The organism is Corynebacterium lehmanniae (assembly GCF_043161975.1).
GTDB lineage: Bacteria > Actinomycetota > Actinomycetes > Mycobacteriales > Mycobacteriaceae > Corynebacterium > Corynebacterium lehmanniae.
In genome coordinates, this window is sequence record NZ_CP170998.1 from 1,574,223 (window position 1) to 1,591,681 (window position 17,459).

Genomic DNA, 17,459 nt, shown 5'->3' on the forward strand with positions numbered 1-17,459 from the left:
TGCGCCGGCGCGGTAGCGCTGTAACATGGTTCGACGTTTGTCCGACGTTTCTAACGGTTTGTGTTTTCCGAATGTAAGGACGGGATTGCTTCGTGCCTACCACTGCAGCGACTACTGACTTGCCTAACCGCGTGACCAAGGTGCTGGTGGCCAACCGTGGCGAGATCGCCGTGCGTGTCATCCGCGCGTGTGTGGACGAGGGCATCGCGTCTGTCGCCGTGTACGCCGAGCCGGACGCGGACGCGCCGTTTGTGCAGTTGGCCGATGAGGCCTTCGCGCTTGGCGGCGAAACCGCGGCCGAGAGCTACCTGGACATGGACAAGGTCATCGCCGCAGCGGAAAAGTCCGGCGCGGACGCGATCCACCCGGGCTACGGCTTCCTGTCAGAGAACGCGGAGTTTGCGCAGAAGGTCATCGACGCAGGCCTGACCTGGATCGGCCCCTCCCCCGAGGCCATTGCCGCGCTTGGCGACAAGGTCACCGCCCGCCACATCGCCGAGGCCGCGCAGGCCCCGATGGCGCCGGGCACGAAGAACCCGGTTGCCGGCGCCGACGAGGTAGTCGCCTTCGCTGAAGAACACGGCCTGCCCGTGGCAATCAAGGCGGCGTTCGGCGGCGGCGGCCGCGGCATGAAGGTGGCCTACACGCTCGAGGAGGTCCCGGAGCTGTACGAGTCCGCCACCCGCGAGGCCACTGCCGCGTTCGGTCGCGGCGAGTGCTTCGTGGAGCGCTACCTGGATAAGGCCCGACACGTGGAAGCGCAGGTGCTGGCGGACCAGCACGGCAACGTGGTGGTCGTCGGCACGCGCGACTGCTCCCTGCAGCGCCGTTTTCAAAAGCTTGTGGAGGAGGCCCCGGCGCCGTTCCTCACCGACGAGCAGCGCGAACGCATCCACGCCTCCGCTAAAGCCATCTGCCGCGAGGCCGCCTACTTCGGCGCGGGCACCGTGGAGTACCTCGTGGGCTCCGACGGCCTGATCTCTTTCCTGGAGGTCAACACCCGCCTGCAGGTGGAGCACCCCGTCACCGAGGCCACCACCGGCATCGACCTGGTGCGAGAGCAATTCCGCATCGCCCGCGGGGAGCAGCTGCTCATCGACGCCGATCCGGTCCCCCACGGCCACGCCATCGAATTCCGCATCAACGGCGAGGACGCGGCGGCGAACTTCATGCCGGCGCCCGGCACCGTCACCGCCTACGCCGAGCCGGCCGGCCCGGGCGTGCGCGTGGATTCCGGCGTGCGCGCAGGATCCGTGGTGGGCGGCCAGTTCGACTCGATGCTGGCCAAGCTGATCGTCACCGGCGCCACCCGCCGGGAGGCGATCGAGCGCGCCCGCCGCGCCCTCGGCGAGTACGTCGTGGCCGGCTTCCCCACCGTGATCCCGTTCCACCAGGCCATCCTGGACAACCCGGCGTTTGTCGGCGACGAGGACGGCTTCGGCGTCTACACCCGCTGGATCGAAGAAGAGTGGGACGGCGAGCTGCCCACCACCCCGGAAACCGACGAGGACGCGGACACTGAGACGCCTGCCCGCCGCACCTTCGCGGTGGAGATCGACGGCCGCCGCATCGAAGTCGCCCTACCCGAGGAACTCGTCGCGACGGGTCCCGCCAAGCGCAAGCCGAAGAAGCGCCGGGCAGGCAAGGCAGCCGTCTCCGGCGACGCCGTCGCCTCCCCCATGCAGGGCTCCGTGATCAAGGTCAACGTGGAGGAAGGCCAGGAAGTCGCCGAGGGCGACGTGCTGGTCGTGCTGGAAGCGATGAAGATGGAAAACCCGGTCAAGGCCCACAAGGCCGGCGCTGTGACCGGCCTGGCCGTCGAGGTTGGCGGCCAGGTAAACAAGGGCGCAGTGCTGATGGAGCTGAAGTAGCCCCTCCCCGTTACGAGCCCCAGCCCTGCATGATCCGCAGCGCCGGCTCGCGATACTGCGGCGGCAGCGCGCCGACGATCTGCGGCAGCGCGAGCAGCACCCCGGCAAGGGCGACGAGCACGATCGCGGTGATCCCCACCGCGCTGACATCCGAGCTGCCGCCGTCTTTCACCTTTTCCGGTGTGCCGCCCGGCACCGCGGTTTCGTGCACCACCGGCGTTGAGATGCGCTTCGCCTGCGCCAGCAGCTCCAGTTCTTCTTCTGGGCTAACCTGCGGGCCGTTGTCCGGCACGGAGCTGCGGTTGAGCCGGCCTTCCTCCCCCTTGCTGCCCACCGCCAGGCTCACGCCGGTGTAGACGGACAAAAAGCCCTTGCCCTCCACCCACACCGGGCCTCCGGAATCGCCGGGTTTGCCGGACGGGCCGTCCCAGTAGAGGTTGTTGCCGATGGCGCCTGCGAAGCTGCCGCACGTCGTCTTCTTGCTGGTGCCGCCGTACACGCACACCGGGTCGCCAGAGCGCATCAGCGACGGCGCCACCACCGCGTCCCCGGATATGGCGTTCTTGCCCAGCTTCACGCCATCTGCCCAGCGGATCACACCCCAGTCGTTGGCGGTGCCCTCGTCCGCGTTCATCGCCGACGACGGGTGGAACGTGCCGGAGGCGCGGAACCCCTCCCCCATTACCAGGGCGCGGTCGCCCTCTTCGCCGCAGTGCCCGGCGGTGTAGCTGACGTTCTGGCCCCGGTCGTTAAACGCGATGGTGCAGCGCCCTTTGCCCACCACGTCCACCACATCGCCCTGGTTGACCACGGGGGTGGCGGCGGGTGGAGCGTCGTTCACCACGGGCGCTGCCACGGCGAATGCGGGGGTTGCGGCGAGGGCCAGGGCGGTGGACGTCGATAGGCAAATGCGTCGAAGCATGGGGAAAGATTAACGTGGAGCGCATGGATTACACACCTGAGTTCCAACTACGCGAGGCCACCGAGTCCGACCGCACCTACCTGCGTCGGCTGAATTACCTCGCCGACGTCTTCGGCAACGAGGCCGGCGATGTCGGCCACAGCGAGCGCGAAGGCGCCGAAACTTATGTGGGCCAGTGGGACCCGGAGCGCGAAAGCGGCATCGTCGCATTCGATCAATTCCACGTACCTGCAGGTGGCGTGTGGTTGCGGTACTGGCAGTCGCCTGACGACGGGCACGCGAACCTCGCCCCCGACATCCCCGAAATAGCCATCGCGGTAGAAAACCGCTACGCAGGCAACCGTCTCGCGGTGAGGCTGCTGCAGGCGGCGGTGGAGCTGGCGAAGCGCCAGGGCGCGCCGAAGGTGGCGCTGTGGGTGGACCCGGACAACGACCGGGCGCGCCACCGCTACGAGAAGTTCGGCTTCAAGAATGTCGAGGGCGAGGACAACGTCATGGTCGTGGACGTGGAGGACTTCACCGCGTAGGCCGGTGTCGCCGGTGCCCGAGCGCGCCTCGGCACAGCAAAGCAAACACCGCGCGGCCGTGAAACGGTCCGCGCGGTGCTGATAACACCCCTGCTAGGCGATGACCACCACGAGGTCGCCGCCTTCCACCTTGGTCGGCTGGGTGAACGCGACGCGCTCGATCTTGCCGTCCTTGGTGGCGGAGATCGCGGCCTCCATCTTCATGGCCTCGATGGTTGCCACCGGGTCGCCGGCCTTAACCTCGTCGCCTTCCTTGACGGTCACCGTGACGGCACCGGCGAACGGCGCTGCCACATGCCCCGGGTTGGAGGAGTCGGCCTTCTCCACCTCGGCGACGGAGGACTCGGCGGACTCGTCGCGCACGGTGATCGGGCGAACCTGGCCGTTGACGGTGAGGATGACCTGGCGCATGCCCTTCTCGTCCGGTTCGCCCACGGCCTCGAGGCTGACCACCAGCGGCGGGCGGTTCTCGTCGATCTCGCCGTACCAGATCATGGTCTCCTCGCCCTCTTCGAGGCCGTAGAAGAACGCCTTGTCGCCGAGCTGGTCGGTGATGCCGTAGGTGCGCAAGTGCTCCTGGTATTCGGCGTACTGCTTCGGGAAGAGCAGCTTGTCCAGGGCGGCGCGGCGGGTGTCGTGGTCCTCCGACTGGAGGTCGGCGGCGAGCTCCTCCGGCACCTTCACGGTGTGGTCGACCTCGCTGCGGTTTTCCAGCGCCTTGTCGCGCAGCAGCGGCCAGCCGCCCGGAGGCGTGCCCAGCTCACCCTGCAGGAAGCCGATGACGGATTCCGGGATATCGTACTTGCGCGGGTTTTCGGCGAACTCCTGCGGGCTGACACCCTGGCCCACCAGCTGCAGCGCTAGGTCGCCGACGACCTTGGAGGACGGGGTGACCTTGGTCGGGCGGCCGAGGATTTCGTTCACGCCGGCGTAGTAGTCCTCGATGAGCTCGAAGCGGTCCTCCAGACCCAGCGCCTTGGCCTGCGTGCGCAGGTTGGACAGCTGGCCGCCCGGGATCTCGTGCTTGTACACGCGGCCGGTCGGGCCCGGGATGCCGGACTCGAACGGGGCGTAGACCTGGCGCACGGCCTCCCAGTAGGGCTCCATGTCGAAGACGGCCTGCAGGTCGATGCCGGTGTCGCGCTCCGTCTCCGCAAAGGCGGCGACGAGGGCGGACATGGACGGCTGCGAGGTGGTGCCCGCCAGCGGCGCAGAGGCGACGTCGACCACGTCGGCACCAGCGTTCGCGGCTGCCAGATAGGTGGCCAGCTGGCCGCCCGCGGTGTCGTGGGTGTGCACGTGCACCGGCAGGTCAAAGCGCTCGCGCAGCGCGGTGACCAGCTTGGCGGCGGCTGCCGGGCGCATCAGGCCCGCCATGTCCTTGATGGCCAGGACGTGGGCGCCGGCGTCGACGATCTCCTCGGCCAACTTGAGGTAGTAGTCCAGCGTGTACAGGTCTTCCGCCGGGTCCATCAGGTTGCCGGAGTAGGCCATGGCCACCTCGGCGACGGTGGTGTTGGTCTCCAGCACCGCTTCGATGGCCGGGCGCATCTGCGAGACGTCGTTGAGCGCGTCGAAGATGCGGAAGATGTCGATGCCGGAGGTGGCGGCCTCGCGCACGAACGCCTTGGTCACGGAGTCCGGGTACGGGGTGTAGCCCACGGTGTTGCGGCCGCGCAGCAGCATCTGGATGTTCACGTTCGGCATGGCCTCGCGCAGCTCGTCCAGGCGCATCCAGGGCGACTCGTGGAGGAAGCGCATGCCCACGTCGTAGGTGGCGCCGCCCCAAGCCTCCACGGAGGTCAGCTCCGGGGTGAGGTGGCCGACGTGCTTCGCCGCAGCGACCAGGGTGTTGGTGCGGATGCGGGTGGCCAAAAGCGACTGGTGCGCGTCGCGGAAGGTGGTCTCGGTGACACCCAGCGCGGTCTGGTTGCGCAGCTTCTCCGCCCACTTTGCCGGGCCGAGCTCGAGCAGCTCGTCGCGGGAGCCGCGCGGCAGGTCGCCGTAGTTGGCCTCCGGCAGCTTCTTGGACGGGCGGATGTTGGTCGGGCGCGGACCGTTGGGCTGGTTCACCGTCACGGACGCCAGGTAGTTGAGGATCTTGCCGGCGTCGTCGGCTGCTGCCGGCGCTTCCAGCAGGTTCGGGTGGTCCGCGATGAAGCCGGTGTTGATGCGCTCGTGGCGGAACTCCGGCTCGCTCAGAAGGGCGCGCAGGAAGCCGATGTTGGTGGACAGGCCGTTAATGGTGAACTCGTTTAAGGCGCGCAGCGCGCGGTCCACGGCGACCTGGAAGTTGCGGCCGCGGCAGGTCATCTTCACCAGCAGCGAGTCGAAGTTCGGGGTGATGGTGGTGCCGACGGCCACGTTGCCGTCGAGACGCACGCCCGCGCCGCCCGGGGACTGGTAGCCGGTGACCACGCCGGAGTCCGGCCTAAAGCCGTTGGCGGGGTCCTCGGTGGTGATGCGGCACTGCAGGGCGGCGCCGTTGACCTCGATGAGGTCCTGGGTGAGGTGGAGCTGCTCCAGCTTCGCGCCGGCGGCAATGTACATCTGGTTTTTCACGATGTCGATGCCGGTGACTTCCTCGGTCACGGTGTGCTCGACCTGCACGCGCGGGTTCATCTCGATGAAGACGTGGTTGCCGGACTCGTCCACGAGAAACTCGACGGTGCCGGCGCCTTCGTAGTTGATCTCCTTGCAGAAGTTCACCGCGTCCTGGCAGATGCGCTGGCGCTGCTCCTCGGTGATGTGCTGCGCGGGGGCGATCTCCACGACCTTCTGGTGGCGGCGCTGCACGGAGCAGTCGCGCTCAAACAGGTGCACGACGTTGCCGTGGGAGTCCGCCATGATCTGCACCTCGATGTGCTGCGGGCGGATCACGGCGCGCTCGATGTAGACGTTCGGATCGCCGAACGCGGCCTCTGCTTCACGGGAGGCTTCAGCAGCAAGCTTCTCGACGTCCTCCGGTCGCTCAATAAAGCGCATACCGCGTCCGCCGCCGCCTGCAACTGCCTTGACGAAGACCGGGAACTCGAAGTCCTTGGCGTACTCCGCCAGCTGCTTCGGGTCGTCGGAAGGCTCGGAGTCCTTCAGCACCGGCAGACCGGCGCGCTCCGCGGCCTGGACGGCGGCGGACTTGTCGCCCGTCAGATCCAGCGTTTCCGGGGAGGGGCCGATGAACTTAATGCCGTTGTCGCGGCAGGCTCGCGCCAGGTCGGCGCGCTCGGAGAGGAACCCGTAGCCTGGGTAAATCGCGTCCGCGCCGGTTTCCTTCGCGGCGCGGATGATCTCGTCGATGTCCAGGTAGGACTTCACCGGCTGGCCCGGCTCGCCAATCTGGACGGCCTCGTCCGCGAACGGGCGGTGGAAGGAGTTGCGGTCCTCGCGGGGGTACACGGCGACGGTCTTCGCGCCGGTCTCGAATGCTGCACGGAAGGCGCGGACGGCGATTTCGCCGCGGTTGGCCACCAGGATCTTGCTGAAGGCGGGCAGGTCGTGAAGCGGGAGGTTATCCGGGTTCATCGGTTTCCTTTCACAAAGGAAGTTCTTGCGGTCATACGGATAGGACAAGTTTAATACAGATCACATCATTTTCGGGACACTTTGGGGGACGGCGTGGGGGTGGAAAAACGCGGGCCGTCGACAAGCGACTGCCCGCGTTTCGGGGGTAAAAGCGATTTAGCGCTCGATGTGGCGCTCCTCCGGCCCGTTGTAGGCGGACAGCGGGCGGATCAGCGAGTTGTTCTCAAACTGCTCGATGATGTGCGCGGTCCAGCCGGTGATGCGCGACATCACGAACAGCGGGGTAAAGAACTCGATGTCGAAGCCGAGGATGTAGTACGCCGGGCCCGACGGGAAGTCCAGGTTCGGGCGGATGTTGATGGAGGTGTTTTCGTACATGGTCTTGGCCATGATGTCGTACATCTCCACCCACTTCTGGGCATCCTTTTCCGGGTGCTCCGCGGCCAGCTTCTTAAATGCAGCTTCCATGGTGGGCACGCGCGAGTCGCCCTTCTTGTACACGCGGTGGCCGAAGCCCATGACAAGCTCCTTGTTCTTCAGCTTGTCCAGGCACCACTGCTCCGCCTTGGCCGGGTCACCGATTTCCTCCATGTGGTGCATGACGAACTCGTTGGCGCCGCCGTGCAGCGGGCCCTTGAGCGCGCCGATGCCGCCGGTGATGGCGGACCAGCCGTCCGACATGGTCGAGGCGATGGTGCGGGCGGTGAAGGTGGAGGCGTTAAACGAGTGCTCCGCGTAGAGGATCATCGTCTTCTCAAACGCCTCGATGTCGGACGGGATGTTCGCCGGCGAGTTCTCCTCGTCGCCGAAGACCATCCAGAGGAAGTTCTCGGAAAAGCCCTTCTCCTTGCTCGGCGCGATGTAGTCCTTGCCCTGGCGGCGGCGGATGTCCGTGGCCACGATGGTGGGCAGCTTGGCTAACAGCTTGCGGCCGATGCCGCGCAGGTGGTCGGAATCCGGGGTGAATTTCTCGGCATCCTCCGCGCCCAGGTAGGACACAGCGGTGCGCAGCACGTCCATCGGGTGGCAGTCCTTGGGCATGAAGTTGATCACCTGGATCAGCTTCTCGTCGATGTCGCGGTTTTCCATGCAGCCGCCGCGGAACTCCGCCAGCTGCTCGTCGTTGGGCAGCTCGCCGTTCCACAGCAGGTAGGCCACTTCCTCGAAGGTGCAGTGCTCTGCCAGCTCCTGGACCGGGTAGCCGCGGTAGAGCAGCGAGTTGGTCTCCGGGTTCACTTTGGACACGGCGGTGTAGTCTGCGACGACGCCGTTGAGGCCCTTGCGGATGTCTTGCTCGGTCATGATGGATCTCTCCTTTTGGGGTTGGGGGTGGGTGGGGCCTACTTCTCAAAGGTGGAGCTGTAGGTGTCCTTGGAGTAGGTGAAGACGGACTGGTCGAACTGGTTGTACTCGTCGTAGCGGACCAGCTCGTAGAGCCGGGAGCGGTGCTGCATCTTGTCCAGCCACGGCACCTGGGTGCCGGTTTCGGCCATGTCGCGCAGCATCGCCTCGGTCTGGCCCATCGCGATGCGGAAGGTGGTCACCGGCCAGATCACGGCGTTGTAACCGAGGTCTTCGAGCTGCTTGGCGCTGAGCAGCTCGGTTTTGCCGAACTCGGTCATGTTCGCCAGCAGGGGCGTATCGACGGCCTCACGGAACTTGGTAAAGTCCGCCTCGGAGTACAGCGCCTCGGTGAAGATGAGGTCGGCGCCGGCGTCCGCGTAGGCCTTGGCGCGCTCGATGGCCTCGTCGATGCCTTCGATGCCGGCGGCGTCGGTGCGCGCGCAGATGACAAAGTCGTCGTCGTGGCGCTCGCGCACCGCGGCGGTGATGCGGCGCACCATCAAATCGCGCGGCACGACTTCCTTGCCGTCGAGGTGGCCGCAGCGCTTCGGGTTGACCTGGTCTTCCAGGTGCAGCGCCGCCAGGCCCGCGGCCTCGAACTCGGCGACGGTGCGGGCGGCGGACATGGGTTCGCCGAAGCCGGTGTCGGCGTCGATGAGCACGGGCAGGTTGGTGGCGCGGGCGATCTGGCCGCCGCGGTTAGCCACCTCGGACAGGGTGGTCAGGCCGATGTCCGGCAGGCCGAGATCGTTGGCCACCACGGCGCCGGAGACGTAGACGCCGGAAAAGGCGCCGATGTCTTCGATGAGGCGTGCCGTCAGCGGGTTGAAGGCGCCGGGCAGGGTCGTAATCGTTGCGTCGGTAAGCGACGCGCGCAGTGCCTTGCGGCGTTCGTTCGGGGTCTTTTCGGGTGCGAACATTAGAAGATGCCTCCCGGGATTTCTTCGGCGGCGGCGCGGGTGGCGTCGCTGACGCGGATGTTCAGCTCGCTCAGGTCGGTGAGGTTTTCCAGGTCCTGCACCGCTGCGAGGAAGCGGTCCTGCTCTTGCTTATCGACGATGCCTTCGGCCAACGTCCGGAACTTGGCAATGTAGTTCTCGCGGACGAACGGGCGTGCGCCGTATGGGTGGGCGTCCGCGACAGCCATCTCGTCCTCGATGACGGTGCCGTCTTGGAAGGTGATCACGGCGCGTGCGCCGAAGGCCTTCTCGTCCGGGTCGGTTGAGTGGTAGCGGCGGGTCCACTCCTCGTCCTCCACGGTGGAGACCTTGTGCCACAGTTCGACGGTCTCCGGGCGGTTCGCCCGCTCCGGGGTGTAGGAGTCCACGTGGTGCCAGCCGCCGTCTTCAAGCGCGACTGCGAACATGTACATGATCGAGTGGTCCAGCGTCTCGCGGGAGGCGGCCGGGTCCATCTTCTGCGGGTCGTTCGCGCCGGTGCCGATGACGTAGTGGGTGTGATGCGAGGTGTGCAGCACGATGGACTCGATCTCGGCGGTGGTCTTGCCGGCGTCCGCGATGGTCTGCTTCATGCGGCGGGCCAGGTCGATCGGGGCCTGCGCCTGGTACTCGGCGGAGTGCTCCTTGGTGTAGGTGTCCAAGATGGCGCGCTTTTCCTCGCCGTCCGCTGGCAGGGGCACGGTGTAGGTGCGCTCCGGGGAGTGCAGCATCCAGGCGATGAACCCGTCCTCGCCTTCCCAGATCGGGGCGGGCGCGCCCTCGCCGCGCATGGCGCGGTCCACGGCCTCGATGGCCATCTTGCCGGCGAATGCCGGCGCGGAGGCCTTCCAGGAGGAGATCAGGCCCTTGCGGGACTGGCGGGTGGCGGTGGTGGTGTGCAGCGCCTGGCCCACGGCCTGGTAGATGGTGTCCACGTCCAGGCCGAGCATGGTGCCAATGCCTGCGGCTGCCGACGGGCCGAGGTGGGCCACGTGGTCGATCTTGAACTCGTGGAGGCAGATGCCCTTGACCAGGTTGACCTGGATTTCGTAGCCGGTGGCGATGCCGCGGATCAGGGCCTTGCCGTCCAGGCCCTTGTGCTGGGCGACGGCGAGGATCGGCGGGATGCTGTCGCCCGGGTGGGAGTACTCGGCGGCGAGGAAGGTGTCGTGGTAGTCCAGCTCGCGCACGGCGGTGCCGTTGGCGAAGGCGACCCACTCGGCGGAGTAGGTGCCGTCCTCGCCGAAGACGAGCGCGCCGTTGTTGTCGGCGGGGTGCGCCTTGGCCATTTCGCGGGCCACGGCGACGGGGCGGCGGTTGTAGGAGGCGACGGCGACGGAGGCGTTGTCGATGATGCGGTTGATGATCATCTCGCGGGTGTCTTCCGGCACCTCAACCGGGTCGACTGCGACCTTGGCGATCTTGTAAGCCAGATGCTCTTCGATGGGAAAGTCCTCGGCGGACTTATGGGTGCGTACTTCGTGGTTGATCATGCGTGAGGCTCCTTCAAATACCGACCGTGATGGTGTGCCTCATACTAAGACCGAAAATGTGTCGCGGGTCATAGTCTTTTGTGTGTATTCTTGCGTCCAAAAGCGAGCAATATTGCAAAGTGTTGTAAGTCAGCAGCACAACGGCGCAATTGGAGAGGAAAGGCGGCTATGGCGAAGCTCTACGCGGGGGGACAAATACACACGCTGCGCACCACTCGCGGCCTCACGCAAGCCGAGATGGCCAAGGCGCTCGAGCTCTCCCCCAGCTATCTCAACCAGCTGGAAAACAACCAGCGCCCCCTGACCGCCAGCGTGCTCGTGCAGCTGACCGCCGCCTTCGGGGTGGACGCGGCGTACTTCTCCGGCGCGGCCGAGCGCGCCGCCGCCGCGGACTTGGCGGAGCTCATCCCCGACACCCCCGAACACGAGCTCGCCGCCTTCGCCCGCGCCTACCCGGCCATCGCGGACAAGGTGCGCGGCATCCCTGCTCGGCTGGAGGGCAGCTCCCCCAACCCGTACGAGGCCACGCGCAACTTCTTCCAGGACCACGGCAATTACTTCCACACACTGGACACAGCCGCGGAGTCGCTGGCGGAGCACCTCGGCGGCCGCCAGATGCGCTTAACGCGCCTGGCCGCGGCGCTGGATAGGGACTTCGGCTACCCGGTGCGCTTCAACCAGGACGTTCGGGGGCGAAGTGCCGTCGATAGGCAGCCCCGCGAAATCCGCCTGCGGGCTGGACTGACCGAAGCGCAACAGTGCTTCGAGCTCGCCTACCACTACGGCACGCTCGCGCACGACCGGGAGATCCAAGAGCTCACATCGCCTATCGACGACCCTCCGGCCCGCACCGTCACCACCCACGGCCTGGCGCAGTACTACGCCGCCGCTGTGACCATGCCCTACGCGGAGGTACTTTCCGCGGCGAGGGAGACGCGCTACGACATCGACGTGGTCTCCGCCCGCTTCGGCACCGGCTTCGAATCCACCTGCCAGCGCTTGGGCACCCTGCAGCGGCCCGGCGCGAAGGCGGTGCCGTTCGTGTTCATCCGCACCGACCGCGCCGGCAACGTGTCCAAGCGCCAGGTCACGGCGGGGTTCCACTTCCCGCGCTCGGGCGCGACGTGCCCGCTGTGGGTGGTGCACCGCGCCTTTGAAACGCCGAACCGGGTGACCAGGCAGGTCTCCACCACCCCGGACGGTCGCACGCAGCTGTGGGTGGCGCGGATGGTGCAGGGTCCGGCGGTCGGGTTCGGCCTGCCCAGGCGCGAACACGCGGTGGCGCTGGGCTGCGACGCGGTGCACGCCCACGAGCTGGTCTACGCCGACGGCCTGGACGTGGACCCGGCGTCCGCCACCCCGATCGGGCCCGGGTGTGCCACCTGCCCGCGGACGGAGTGTCCGCAGCGGGCGTTCCCGGAGTACTAGTCCAGATCGGTCTTGGTGACCAGGCGGCGCGCGGCCTCGGTGATGGAGCCGGACAGCGACGGGTAGACCGCCATGGAGCCGGCGAGCTGGCGCACGGTGAGGTTGTTGGCCACGGCGATGGTCAGCGACAGGATCAGCTCGGAGGCGGTCGGCGCGACGATCACGCCGCCGAGCACCTGGCCGGAGCCCTTGCGGGCGAAGATCTTGACAAAGCCGTACTGCAGCGAGCGCATCTTCGCGCGCGGGTTGGTCGCCAGCGGCAGCTTGTAGATGTCGGCGTCGACCTCGCCGTCGCGGATCTGCTGCTCCGTCACGCCCACCGCGGCGATCTCGGGGCGGGTAAACACGGCGTTACCCACGGTCTTCAGGCGGATCGGAGTGACACCTTCGCCGAGCGCGTGGTCCACGGCGATGCGGCCCTGCTGCGCGGCCACGGACGCCAGCGGCATCAGGTCCGTGCAGTCGCCGGCGGCGTAGATGCCGGCAACGTTGGTGCGGGAGACGCGGTCGACGTGGATGTGGCCGGACGGGGTGACTTCCACGCCAGCGGCCTCCAGGTTGAGCTCGGCGGTGTTCGGGATAGAGCCGATGGACATCATCACGTGCGAGCCCTCGATGGCGCGGCCGTCGGTGGTGTGCACGACCACGCCGTCGCCGGTGTTTTCCACGCGCTCCACGCGGGCGTCCTTTTCCAGCTGCACGCCGCGGTCCGCCAGCACGTCCTCGAGCACATCGGCGGCGTCGGCGTCGTCGTGAGGCAGAATGCGGTCGCGCGAGGCCACCATGGTCACCTTCACGCCGAGCTCGGCGAACGCGGAGACGAACTCCGCGCCGGTGACGCCGGAGCCGACCACGATCAGGTGGGTGGGCAGGTCCTTCAGGTCGTACATCTGGCGCCAGTTGAGGATGCGCTCGCCGTCCGGCTCCGCGCCCTTGAGCACGCGCGGGCTCGCGCCGACGCACACGAGCACCATGTTGCAGGTGATGGTCTCCGTCGACCCGTCCGCGGCCTCGACCTCGATGTTGTGGGTGGTGTGGCCCTTCTGCTCGTCCGCAAAGCGGGCACGGCCCTCGATGAAGCGCACGCCGCCCTGCTCAAGCTGCGCGCGAATGTCGTCCGACTGCTTGCCGGCGAGCGACTTCACGCGCTCATTGAGCGCCAGCAGCGACAGCTTCGAATCCCCTAGCGCGTGGCTCAGTCCCATGTCGTCCGCGCGGCGCAGGTCGTTCTTAATGTTCGCGCCCGCAATGAAGCTTTTCGACGGCACAACGTCCTTCCGGATCGCTGAGCCGCCCGCGCCGCTGTCCTCGACGATGGTGATGTCCGCACCGTACTTGGACGCCATCAGCGCAGCCTCGTAGCCGCCCGGGCCTCCACCGATGATGACGATCTTCTTGGACAAAACAGCACTCCTCATGGGTCGGGTGACAGGGAACCAAACTGGGAGACAGTCTACCCAGAGAACTTCTATTCTTCGCCCGGGCGGAAGTACTCCTCCACGATGGAGCCGAACAGGCGAACGCCGACGCCGAGCGCGCGCTCGTCCACGTTCAAATTGCCCTGGTGCAGATCCTGGTAATCACCTTCCCCACTCCAGGCGCCAAGGCGCATCATTGCACCAGGCACGTGCTCGAGGTACCAGGAGAAGTCTTCCCCGCCGCTGGATTGCGGGGCGGACACCACCGACTGCGGGTCCACCGCGCGCGCTGCCTCGACGGCCAGCGCTGTCGCGGCATCGTCGTTAAGCACAGGCGGCACCCCGCGGATGTAGTCCAGGTGGTAGGTGCAGCCCGTCGGCGCGACAACCAGATCGATGAGGTCTGTGAGCAGGTCCTCGATCTCGCGCCAGGTGGTGATGTCCGCGGTGCGCAACGTGCCCTCGATGAGGCCCCGCTTCGGAATCGCGTTGGCGGCGTCGCCCGCCTCCGCATGCCCGAACACCAGCACCGTTCCCGTGCGCGGATCCACCCGGCGCGACAACAGCCCCGGCAGTTGGGTAATCAGCGCACCCATGGCGTAGACCACGTCCGCAGTCAGTTGCGGGCGCGAGGTGTGCCCGCCGGGGCCGTGAACCTCGATGCGGATTACGTCGGACGCCGAGGTGATCGCACCGGTGCGCACACCGATCTCGCCGACCTTAATGTGCGGCTCAGCGTGCACAGCGTAAATCGCGGCAACACCCTCGAGCCCGCCCCACTTGATCACGTCCAGGGCGCCGCCGCCCATGACCTCCTCCGCGGGCTGGAAGATGATGCGCACCGGATGCTCCAACTCCACCGTGGACAGCGCGCAGGCGAGCGCCAAGGCGACGCTGGTGTGGATATCGTGGCCGCAGGAGTGGGACACGCCCGGGTTGGCCGATGCGAAACTCAAGCCCGTCTGCTCCGGAACCCGCAGCGCGTCGATGTCCGCCCGGAACGCCAGGCGCTTGCCCTCTGCTGGACCGAGGTCCACGTACAGGCCAGTGCCCGGGAAGCGCACCGGGTGCAGGCCGTAGCTCTCCAGCGTCTCCGCCAGAAAATCGGTGGTGGAGACCTCCTCGTTGGACAGCTCCGGGTGGGAGTGGATGTGGCGGCGCCAGCCGATCACGCGTTCCTGGTTTTCGCTGAACCAGCGATCCACCGCAGCGGCGATACCGGCGTTATCCACGTGCGCTCCCCTTTTTTTGTCATCTTCGGTTATCGGGTTTTGCTGACAAGAGTGTACGCGCACCTGCCGCAAAGTAGACAAAGCGGTGCGGAAGGTGTTGTTACGGTGGCTCACATGAGACCGACTACTCCCAGGAGACCCGCACGGAGATGGCCGACGAAGGCGTAAACGAAGCGGACGTCGAAGCCGCCACGGGCCGCTAGAACGCCGGCGTACCCTGCGGCGCGCCGCGGCGCAGGTACGTGTCGTGGAACCGGGCGGTGTCCTGCGCGCTGCGCGGCCACTGGAACCGGATCGGCGCCGGGGCATCCATCCCAGGCGCCTCAGACATCAGGAAACAGCCCTCGACGTTTTCCGCCGCGCCGGGCAGCAGCGCCGCCGGCGGCACCTGCAGCGCGGAGGCGAGCCGGTAGCACGTGCTCAAGGTGGGGTCGGCCACCTTGGAGTTGTAGTCGTTGCGCTCCAGATTCGAGATCAGCGAGCGCGACACGCCCGCCAGCTCCGCCAGGCGCGTTTGGCTCAGCCCCCGCATGAGCCGGATGGCGCGCACGCGCTCCCCCAGCCCGAGTGCGTAGCTCGCCCAGTGCGATTGCGGCAGTACTTCCCCCATGGTCTTTCCCCCGTTTACGTCGGCGCTCCCCAAAGCGGTCAACCAGTTACGCCACGCAATGTAGCGCGGGATTGACGGCGGCGCTACCGGAGGAACGTCGACAAGCTTAAAGCTCGATGTTGCGCGGGCCGTAGAGACGATCGCCCGCGTCGCCCAGACCAGGGACGATGTAGGCGTCCTCGTTGAGCGACGGGTCGATGGTGGCGGTGACCAGGCGCACCGGTCCGCCGTGGGCCTCCAGCCTGTCTACGCCCGGCTGCGCAGAAACCATGCAAATGCACGTGATGTCGTCCGCGCCGCGCTCAACCAGCAGGTCAATGGCGTGCAGCAACGAGCCGCCGGTGGCCAGCATCGGATCCACCAGGAACACGGGCTGGCCCGACAGGTCCTGCGGCAGGGCCTCCAGGTAGGGCACCGGCTCGTGGGTAGTTTCGTCGCGCGCAAGCCCGATGAAGCCCACCTGCGCGTCCGGGATCATCGACAGCGCCGGGTCGACCATGCCCAGGCCCGCGCGGATGATCGGCACGATGATCGGCGGGGTGGCAAGACGCGCGCCGCGGGCGGTGGCGACGGGGGTTTCGGTGTCGAACTCCTCCACCTCGAGGCCGCGCGCCGCTTCGTAGATGAGCATCGCGCCCAGGTCCGCCAGCGCCGCACGGAACGCCGCGTTGTTGGAGCGCTTGTCGCGCATGATGGTCAGGCGGGACGCGGCAAGGGGGTGGTTGACAACCGTGATATCCATGCGGCTCATGCTAGTTCACTCCGCGGGGCGCGGAGATTTTTTGCGCCCCGAGGGAACCGGGGCGGTGTTTTTCGCGTCCAATGGCCATGACTGTTTTCCACATTGATTCCGCTGCCGTATCCGCCATGACCGAGTCGCTGCGCGACGACGCAGCACGTTTGCAATTGCTTCACGACGTTTCTGTGCCCGCCACCTGGCCCCTCGGCGAATTCAGTGCCGCGGTGAGCGAGTCCATCGCCAAAGCCAACACTGATGCAGAGGCACTGCGCGCCGAGGCCCACCGCATCGCCGAGGCGATGGACCTGGCGGTCGACGCCGCCGCGGCCGTTGACGCCTGCACCTGCCAGAAGCTGGGGGCCACGCTATGAGCTCTCTGAAACTCGATTTCGCTGGCCCCTTAACCAGTGCTGGCCTGGATGTGCACGGCACAGCCAGCATGCTGGCGAAACTGCTGCCCTTCGACATGCCGACGCTGCCGGGGTTTCGTATGCCGGATTTCACGGACTTCGACCCGCTGGCTGCGGTGGCGAACGCCTCCGGCGCTTCCCGGACGGGTGCTGCGGCGGACCTGGCGGACTACCGCGCAACGATCAGCGACGGCGTCGTGCGCGGAGGCGTGCTGATCGGCACCGCGGCCTTTGAGTTAGCCACCATCGGCGCGGAGCTCATCCGCAAAGCCGCTGCGACGCCCGCCATTGCGATCTCACCGGCGAGCCTGCTCGGCGCCGCCGCGTACGTGGCCGGGCTCATCGCCGACGCCATCAGGGACGCACTGCGGGTGCTCAACGCATTGGAGAAGGACCTCCGGCAAGTTGCGGAAACGCTCTCCTCCGCGACCGCTGCGGCTCAAAACCGAATCATGCCCGGCCCCGGCCCTGTAACCGAGAAGGCGCGAGGGGAACTGCAGCGTCTGGCCTCCCTGGTTGCGCCTCCGGCCAAGGCGGCTGCACAGCCCGCGCCGCCGGAGGTGAAGCCAGCCTCCGCCGTCGCCCCGCCACCACCGCCGGAACCTGCCGCAGCGGCCGCCCCGCCGCCGGAACCTGCTCCGGCGCAAGAGTCGGGATCCGCTGTCGGCGCAGCCGCCGTCGAAGCCGCGAAAAGCCAGATCGGCACACCGTACGTGTGGGGCGGGGCCGCACCCGGCGGGTTCGACTGCTCCGGCCTAACCTCCTGGGCGTACAAGCAGGCGGGGCTGGACATCCCGCGCGTCGCCGCGGACCAAACCGTGGGCCGGCAGGTCTCGTACGAGGAGCTGCAGCCGGGGGATCTGGTGCTGTGGTCCGGCCACGCCGCCATGTACGCGGGAGACGGGATGATGATCGAGGCGGGCAGCCCCGTGCAGCTGAACCCGGTGCGCACAGAAAATCTGGGCATGACCTTCCGCGGATTCTGGAGGCCGACCGGCTAAAGTT

14 protein-coding genes are annotated in these 17,459 nt (G+C 67.2%); 5 read left to right on the plus strand and 9 right to left on the minus strand.

Annotation, left to right across the window (positions count from 1 at the left end; genetic code table 11):
- Positions 1–92 precede the first annotated feature (92 nt).
- The gene (locus tag ACF3NP_RS07615) at positions 93–1,871 is read left to right on the plus strand and encodes an acetyl/propionyl/methylcrotonyl-CoA carboxylase subunit alpha (protein ID WP_338026655.1); all 1,779 of its coding nucleotides are present in this window, start codon (positions 93–95) and stop codon (positions 1,869–1,871) included.
- Between the two features lie 10 nt (positions 1,872–1,881).
- Here the strand turns inward: ACF3NP_RS07615 and ACF3NP_RS07620 are convergent, their stop codons facing one another.
- The gene (locus tag ACF3NP_RS07620) at positions 1,882–2,793 is read right to left on the minus strand and encodes a chymotrypsin family serine protease (RefSeq protein WP_181889920.1); all 912 of its coding nucleotides are present in this window, start codon (positions 2,791–2,793) and stop codon (positions 1,882–1,884) included.
- Positions 2,794–2,816: 23 nt separating this feature from the next.
- Here ACF3NP_RS07620 and ACF3NP_RS07625 point away from each other — a divergent pair, with 23 nt between their 5' ends.
- The gene (locus tag ACF3NP_RS07625; protein ID WP_181889919.1) at positions 2,817–3,320 is read left to right on the plus strand and encodes a GNAT family N-acetyltransferase; all 504 of its coding nucleotides are present in this window, start codon (positions 2,817–2,819) and stop codon (positions 3,318–3,320) included.
- Positions 3,321–3,413: 93 nt separating this feature from the next.
- Here the strand turns inward: ACF3NP_RS07625 and ACF3NP_RS07630 are convergent, their stop codons facing one another.
- From ACF3NP_RS07630 to prpD, 4 genes are all read right to left on the minus strand, one after another.
- The gene (locus ACF3NP_RS07630; protein WP_239357042.1) at positions 3,414–6,842 is read right to left on the minus strand and encodes a pyruvate carboxylase; all 3,429 of its coding nucleotides are present in this window, start codon (positions 6,840–6,842) and stop codon (positions 3,414–3,416) included.
- A gap of 156 nt (positions 6,843–6,998) precedes the next feature.
- Complete coding sequence (locus tag ACF3NP_RS07635) at positions 6,999–8,144, minus strand: bifunctional 2-methylcitrate synthase/citrate synthase (RefSeq protein ID WP_181889917.1); 1,146 nt, start codon at positions 8,142–8,144, stop codon at positions 6,999–7,001.
- A 38-nt stretch (positions 8,145–8,182) separates the two neighbouring features.
- On the minus strand, positions 8,183–9,106 hold the full coding sequence (prpB, locus tag ACF3NP_RS07640) for a methylisocitrate lyase (RefSeq protein WP_181889916.1): 924 nt from the start codon (positions 9,104–9,106) through the stop codon (positions 8,183–8,185).
- Positions 9,106–10,617 carry a 2-methylcitrate dehydratase PrpD gene (gene prpD / locus ACF3NP_RS07645; protein WP_392398608.1) on the minus strand — a complete coding sequence of 504 codons (1,512 nt, stop codon included), beginning with the start codon at positions 10,615–10,617 and terminating at the stop codon, positions 9,106–9,108. The genes prpB and prpD overlap by 1 nt, the downstream gene beginning before the upstream one ends.
- Positions 10,618–10,785: 168 nt before the next feature.
- Here prpD and ACF3NP_RS07650 point away from each other — a divergent pair, with 168 nt between their 5' ends.
- A complete protein-coding gene (locus ACF3NP_RS07650; protein WP_181889914.1) occupies positions 10,786–12,045 on the plus strand; it encodes a helix-turn-helix domain-containing protein in 1,260 nt (419 codons plus the stop codon).
- Here ACF3NP_RS07650 and ACF3NP_RS07655 read toward each other — a convergent pair.
- From ACF3NP_RS07655 to upp, 4 genes are all read right to left on the minus strand, one after another.
- The gene (locus ACF3NP_RS07655; RefSeq protein WP_392398609.1) at positions 12,042–13,448 is read right to left on the minus strand and encodes an NAD(P)H-quinone dehydrogenase; all 1,407 of its coding nucleotides are present in this window, start codon (positions 13,446–13,448) and stop codon (positions 12,042–12,044) included. The genes ACF3NP_RS07650 and ACF3NP_RS07655 overlap by 4 nt on opposite strands.
- A gap of 65 nt (positions 13,449–13,513) precedes the next feature.
- Positions 13,514–14,695, minus strand: a complete 1,182-nt coding sequence (locus ACF3NP_RS07660) for an amidohydrolase (protein ID WP_338026654.1) — start codon at positions 14,693–14,695, stop codon at positions 13,514–13,516.
- 199 nt (positions 14,696–14,894) lie between these two features.
- The gene (locus ACF3NP_RS07665) at positions 14,895–15,305 is read right to left on the minus strand and encodes a helix-turn-helix domain-containing protein (protein ID WP_181889911.1); all 411 of its coding nucleotides are present in this window, start codon (positions 15,303–15,305) and stop codon (positions 14,895–14,897) included.
- Between the two features lie 106 nt (positions 15,306–15,411).
- Positions 15,412–16,047, minus strand: coding sequence for a uracil phosphoribosyltransferase (upp, locus tag ACF3NP_RS07670; RefSeq protein ID WP_181889910.1), 636 nt, complete (start codon positions 16,045–16,047; stop codon positions 15,412–15,414).
- 86 nt (positions 16,048–16,133) lie between these two features.
- Between upp and ACF3NP_RS07675 the strand changes: the two genes are divergently transcribed.
- On the plus strand, positions 16,134–16,415 hold the full coding sequence (locus ACF3NP_RS07675; protein ID WP_181889909.1) for a hypothetical protein: 282 nt from the start codon (positions 16,134–16,136) through the stop codon (positions 16,413–16,415).
- On the plus strand, positions 16,412–17,455 hold the full coding sequence (locus ACF3NP_RS07680; RefSeq protein WP_236883594.1) for a C40 family peptidase: 1,044 nt from the start codon (positions 16,412–16,414) through the stop codon (positions 17,453–17,455). Before ACF3NP_RS07675 ends, ACF3NP_RS07680 begins: the two co-directional genes overlap by 4 nt.
- The last annotated feature ends 4 nt before the right edge of the window (positions 17,456–17,459 follow it).

Excerpts from the sequence above, each read along its gene's own strand:
- ACF3NP_RS07620 (WP_181889920.1), bottom strand. The coding sequence starts at position 2,793 with ATGCTTCGACGCATTTGCCTATCGACGTCCACCGCCCTGGCCCTCGCC.
- ACF3NP_RS07625 (WP_181889919.1), top strand. The coding sequence starts at position 2,817 with ATGGATTACACACCTGAGTTCCAACTACGCGAGGCCACCGAGTCCGAC.
- ACF3NP_RS07630 (WP_239357042.1), bottom strand. The coding sequence starts at position 6,842 with ATGAACCCGGATAACCTCCCGCTTCACGACCTGCCCGCCTTCAGCAAG.
- ACF3NP_RS07635 (WP_181889917.1), bottom strand. The coding sequence starts at position 8,144 with ATGACCGAGCAAGACATCCGCAAGGGCCTCAACGGCGTCGTCGCAGAC.
- prpB (WP_181889916.1), bottom strand. The coding sequence starts at position 9,106 with ATGTTCGCACCCGAAAAGACCCCGAACGAACGCCGCAAGGCACTGCGC.
- prpD (WP_392398608.1), bottom strand. The coding sequence starts at position 10,617 with ATGATCAACCACGAAGTACGCACCCATAAGTCCGCCGAGGACTTTCCC.
- ACF3NP_RS07650 (WP_181889914.1), top strand. The coding sequence starts at position 10,786 with ATGGCGAAGCTCTACGCGGGGGGACAAATACACACGCTGCGCACCACT.
- ACF3NP_RS07665 (WP_181889911.1), bottom strand. The coding sequence starts at position 15,305 with ATGGGGGAAGTACTGCCGCAATCGCACTGGGCGAGCTACGCACTCGGG.
- upp (WP_181889910.1), bottom strand. The coding sequence starts at position 16,047 with ATGGATATCACGGTTGTCAACCACCCCCTTGCCGCGTCCCGCCTGACC.
- ACF3NP_RS07675 (WP_181889909.1), top strand. The coding sequence starts at position 16,134 with ATGACTGTTTTCCACATTGATTCCGCTGCCGTATCCGCCATGACCGAG.
- ACF3NP_RS07680 (WP_236883594.1), top strand. The coding sequence starts at position 16,412 with ATGAGCTCTCTGAAACTCGATTTCGCTGGCCCCTTAACCAGTGCTGGC.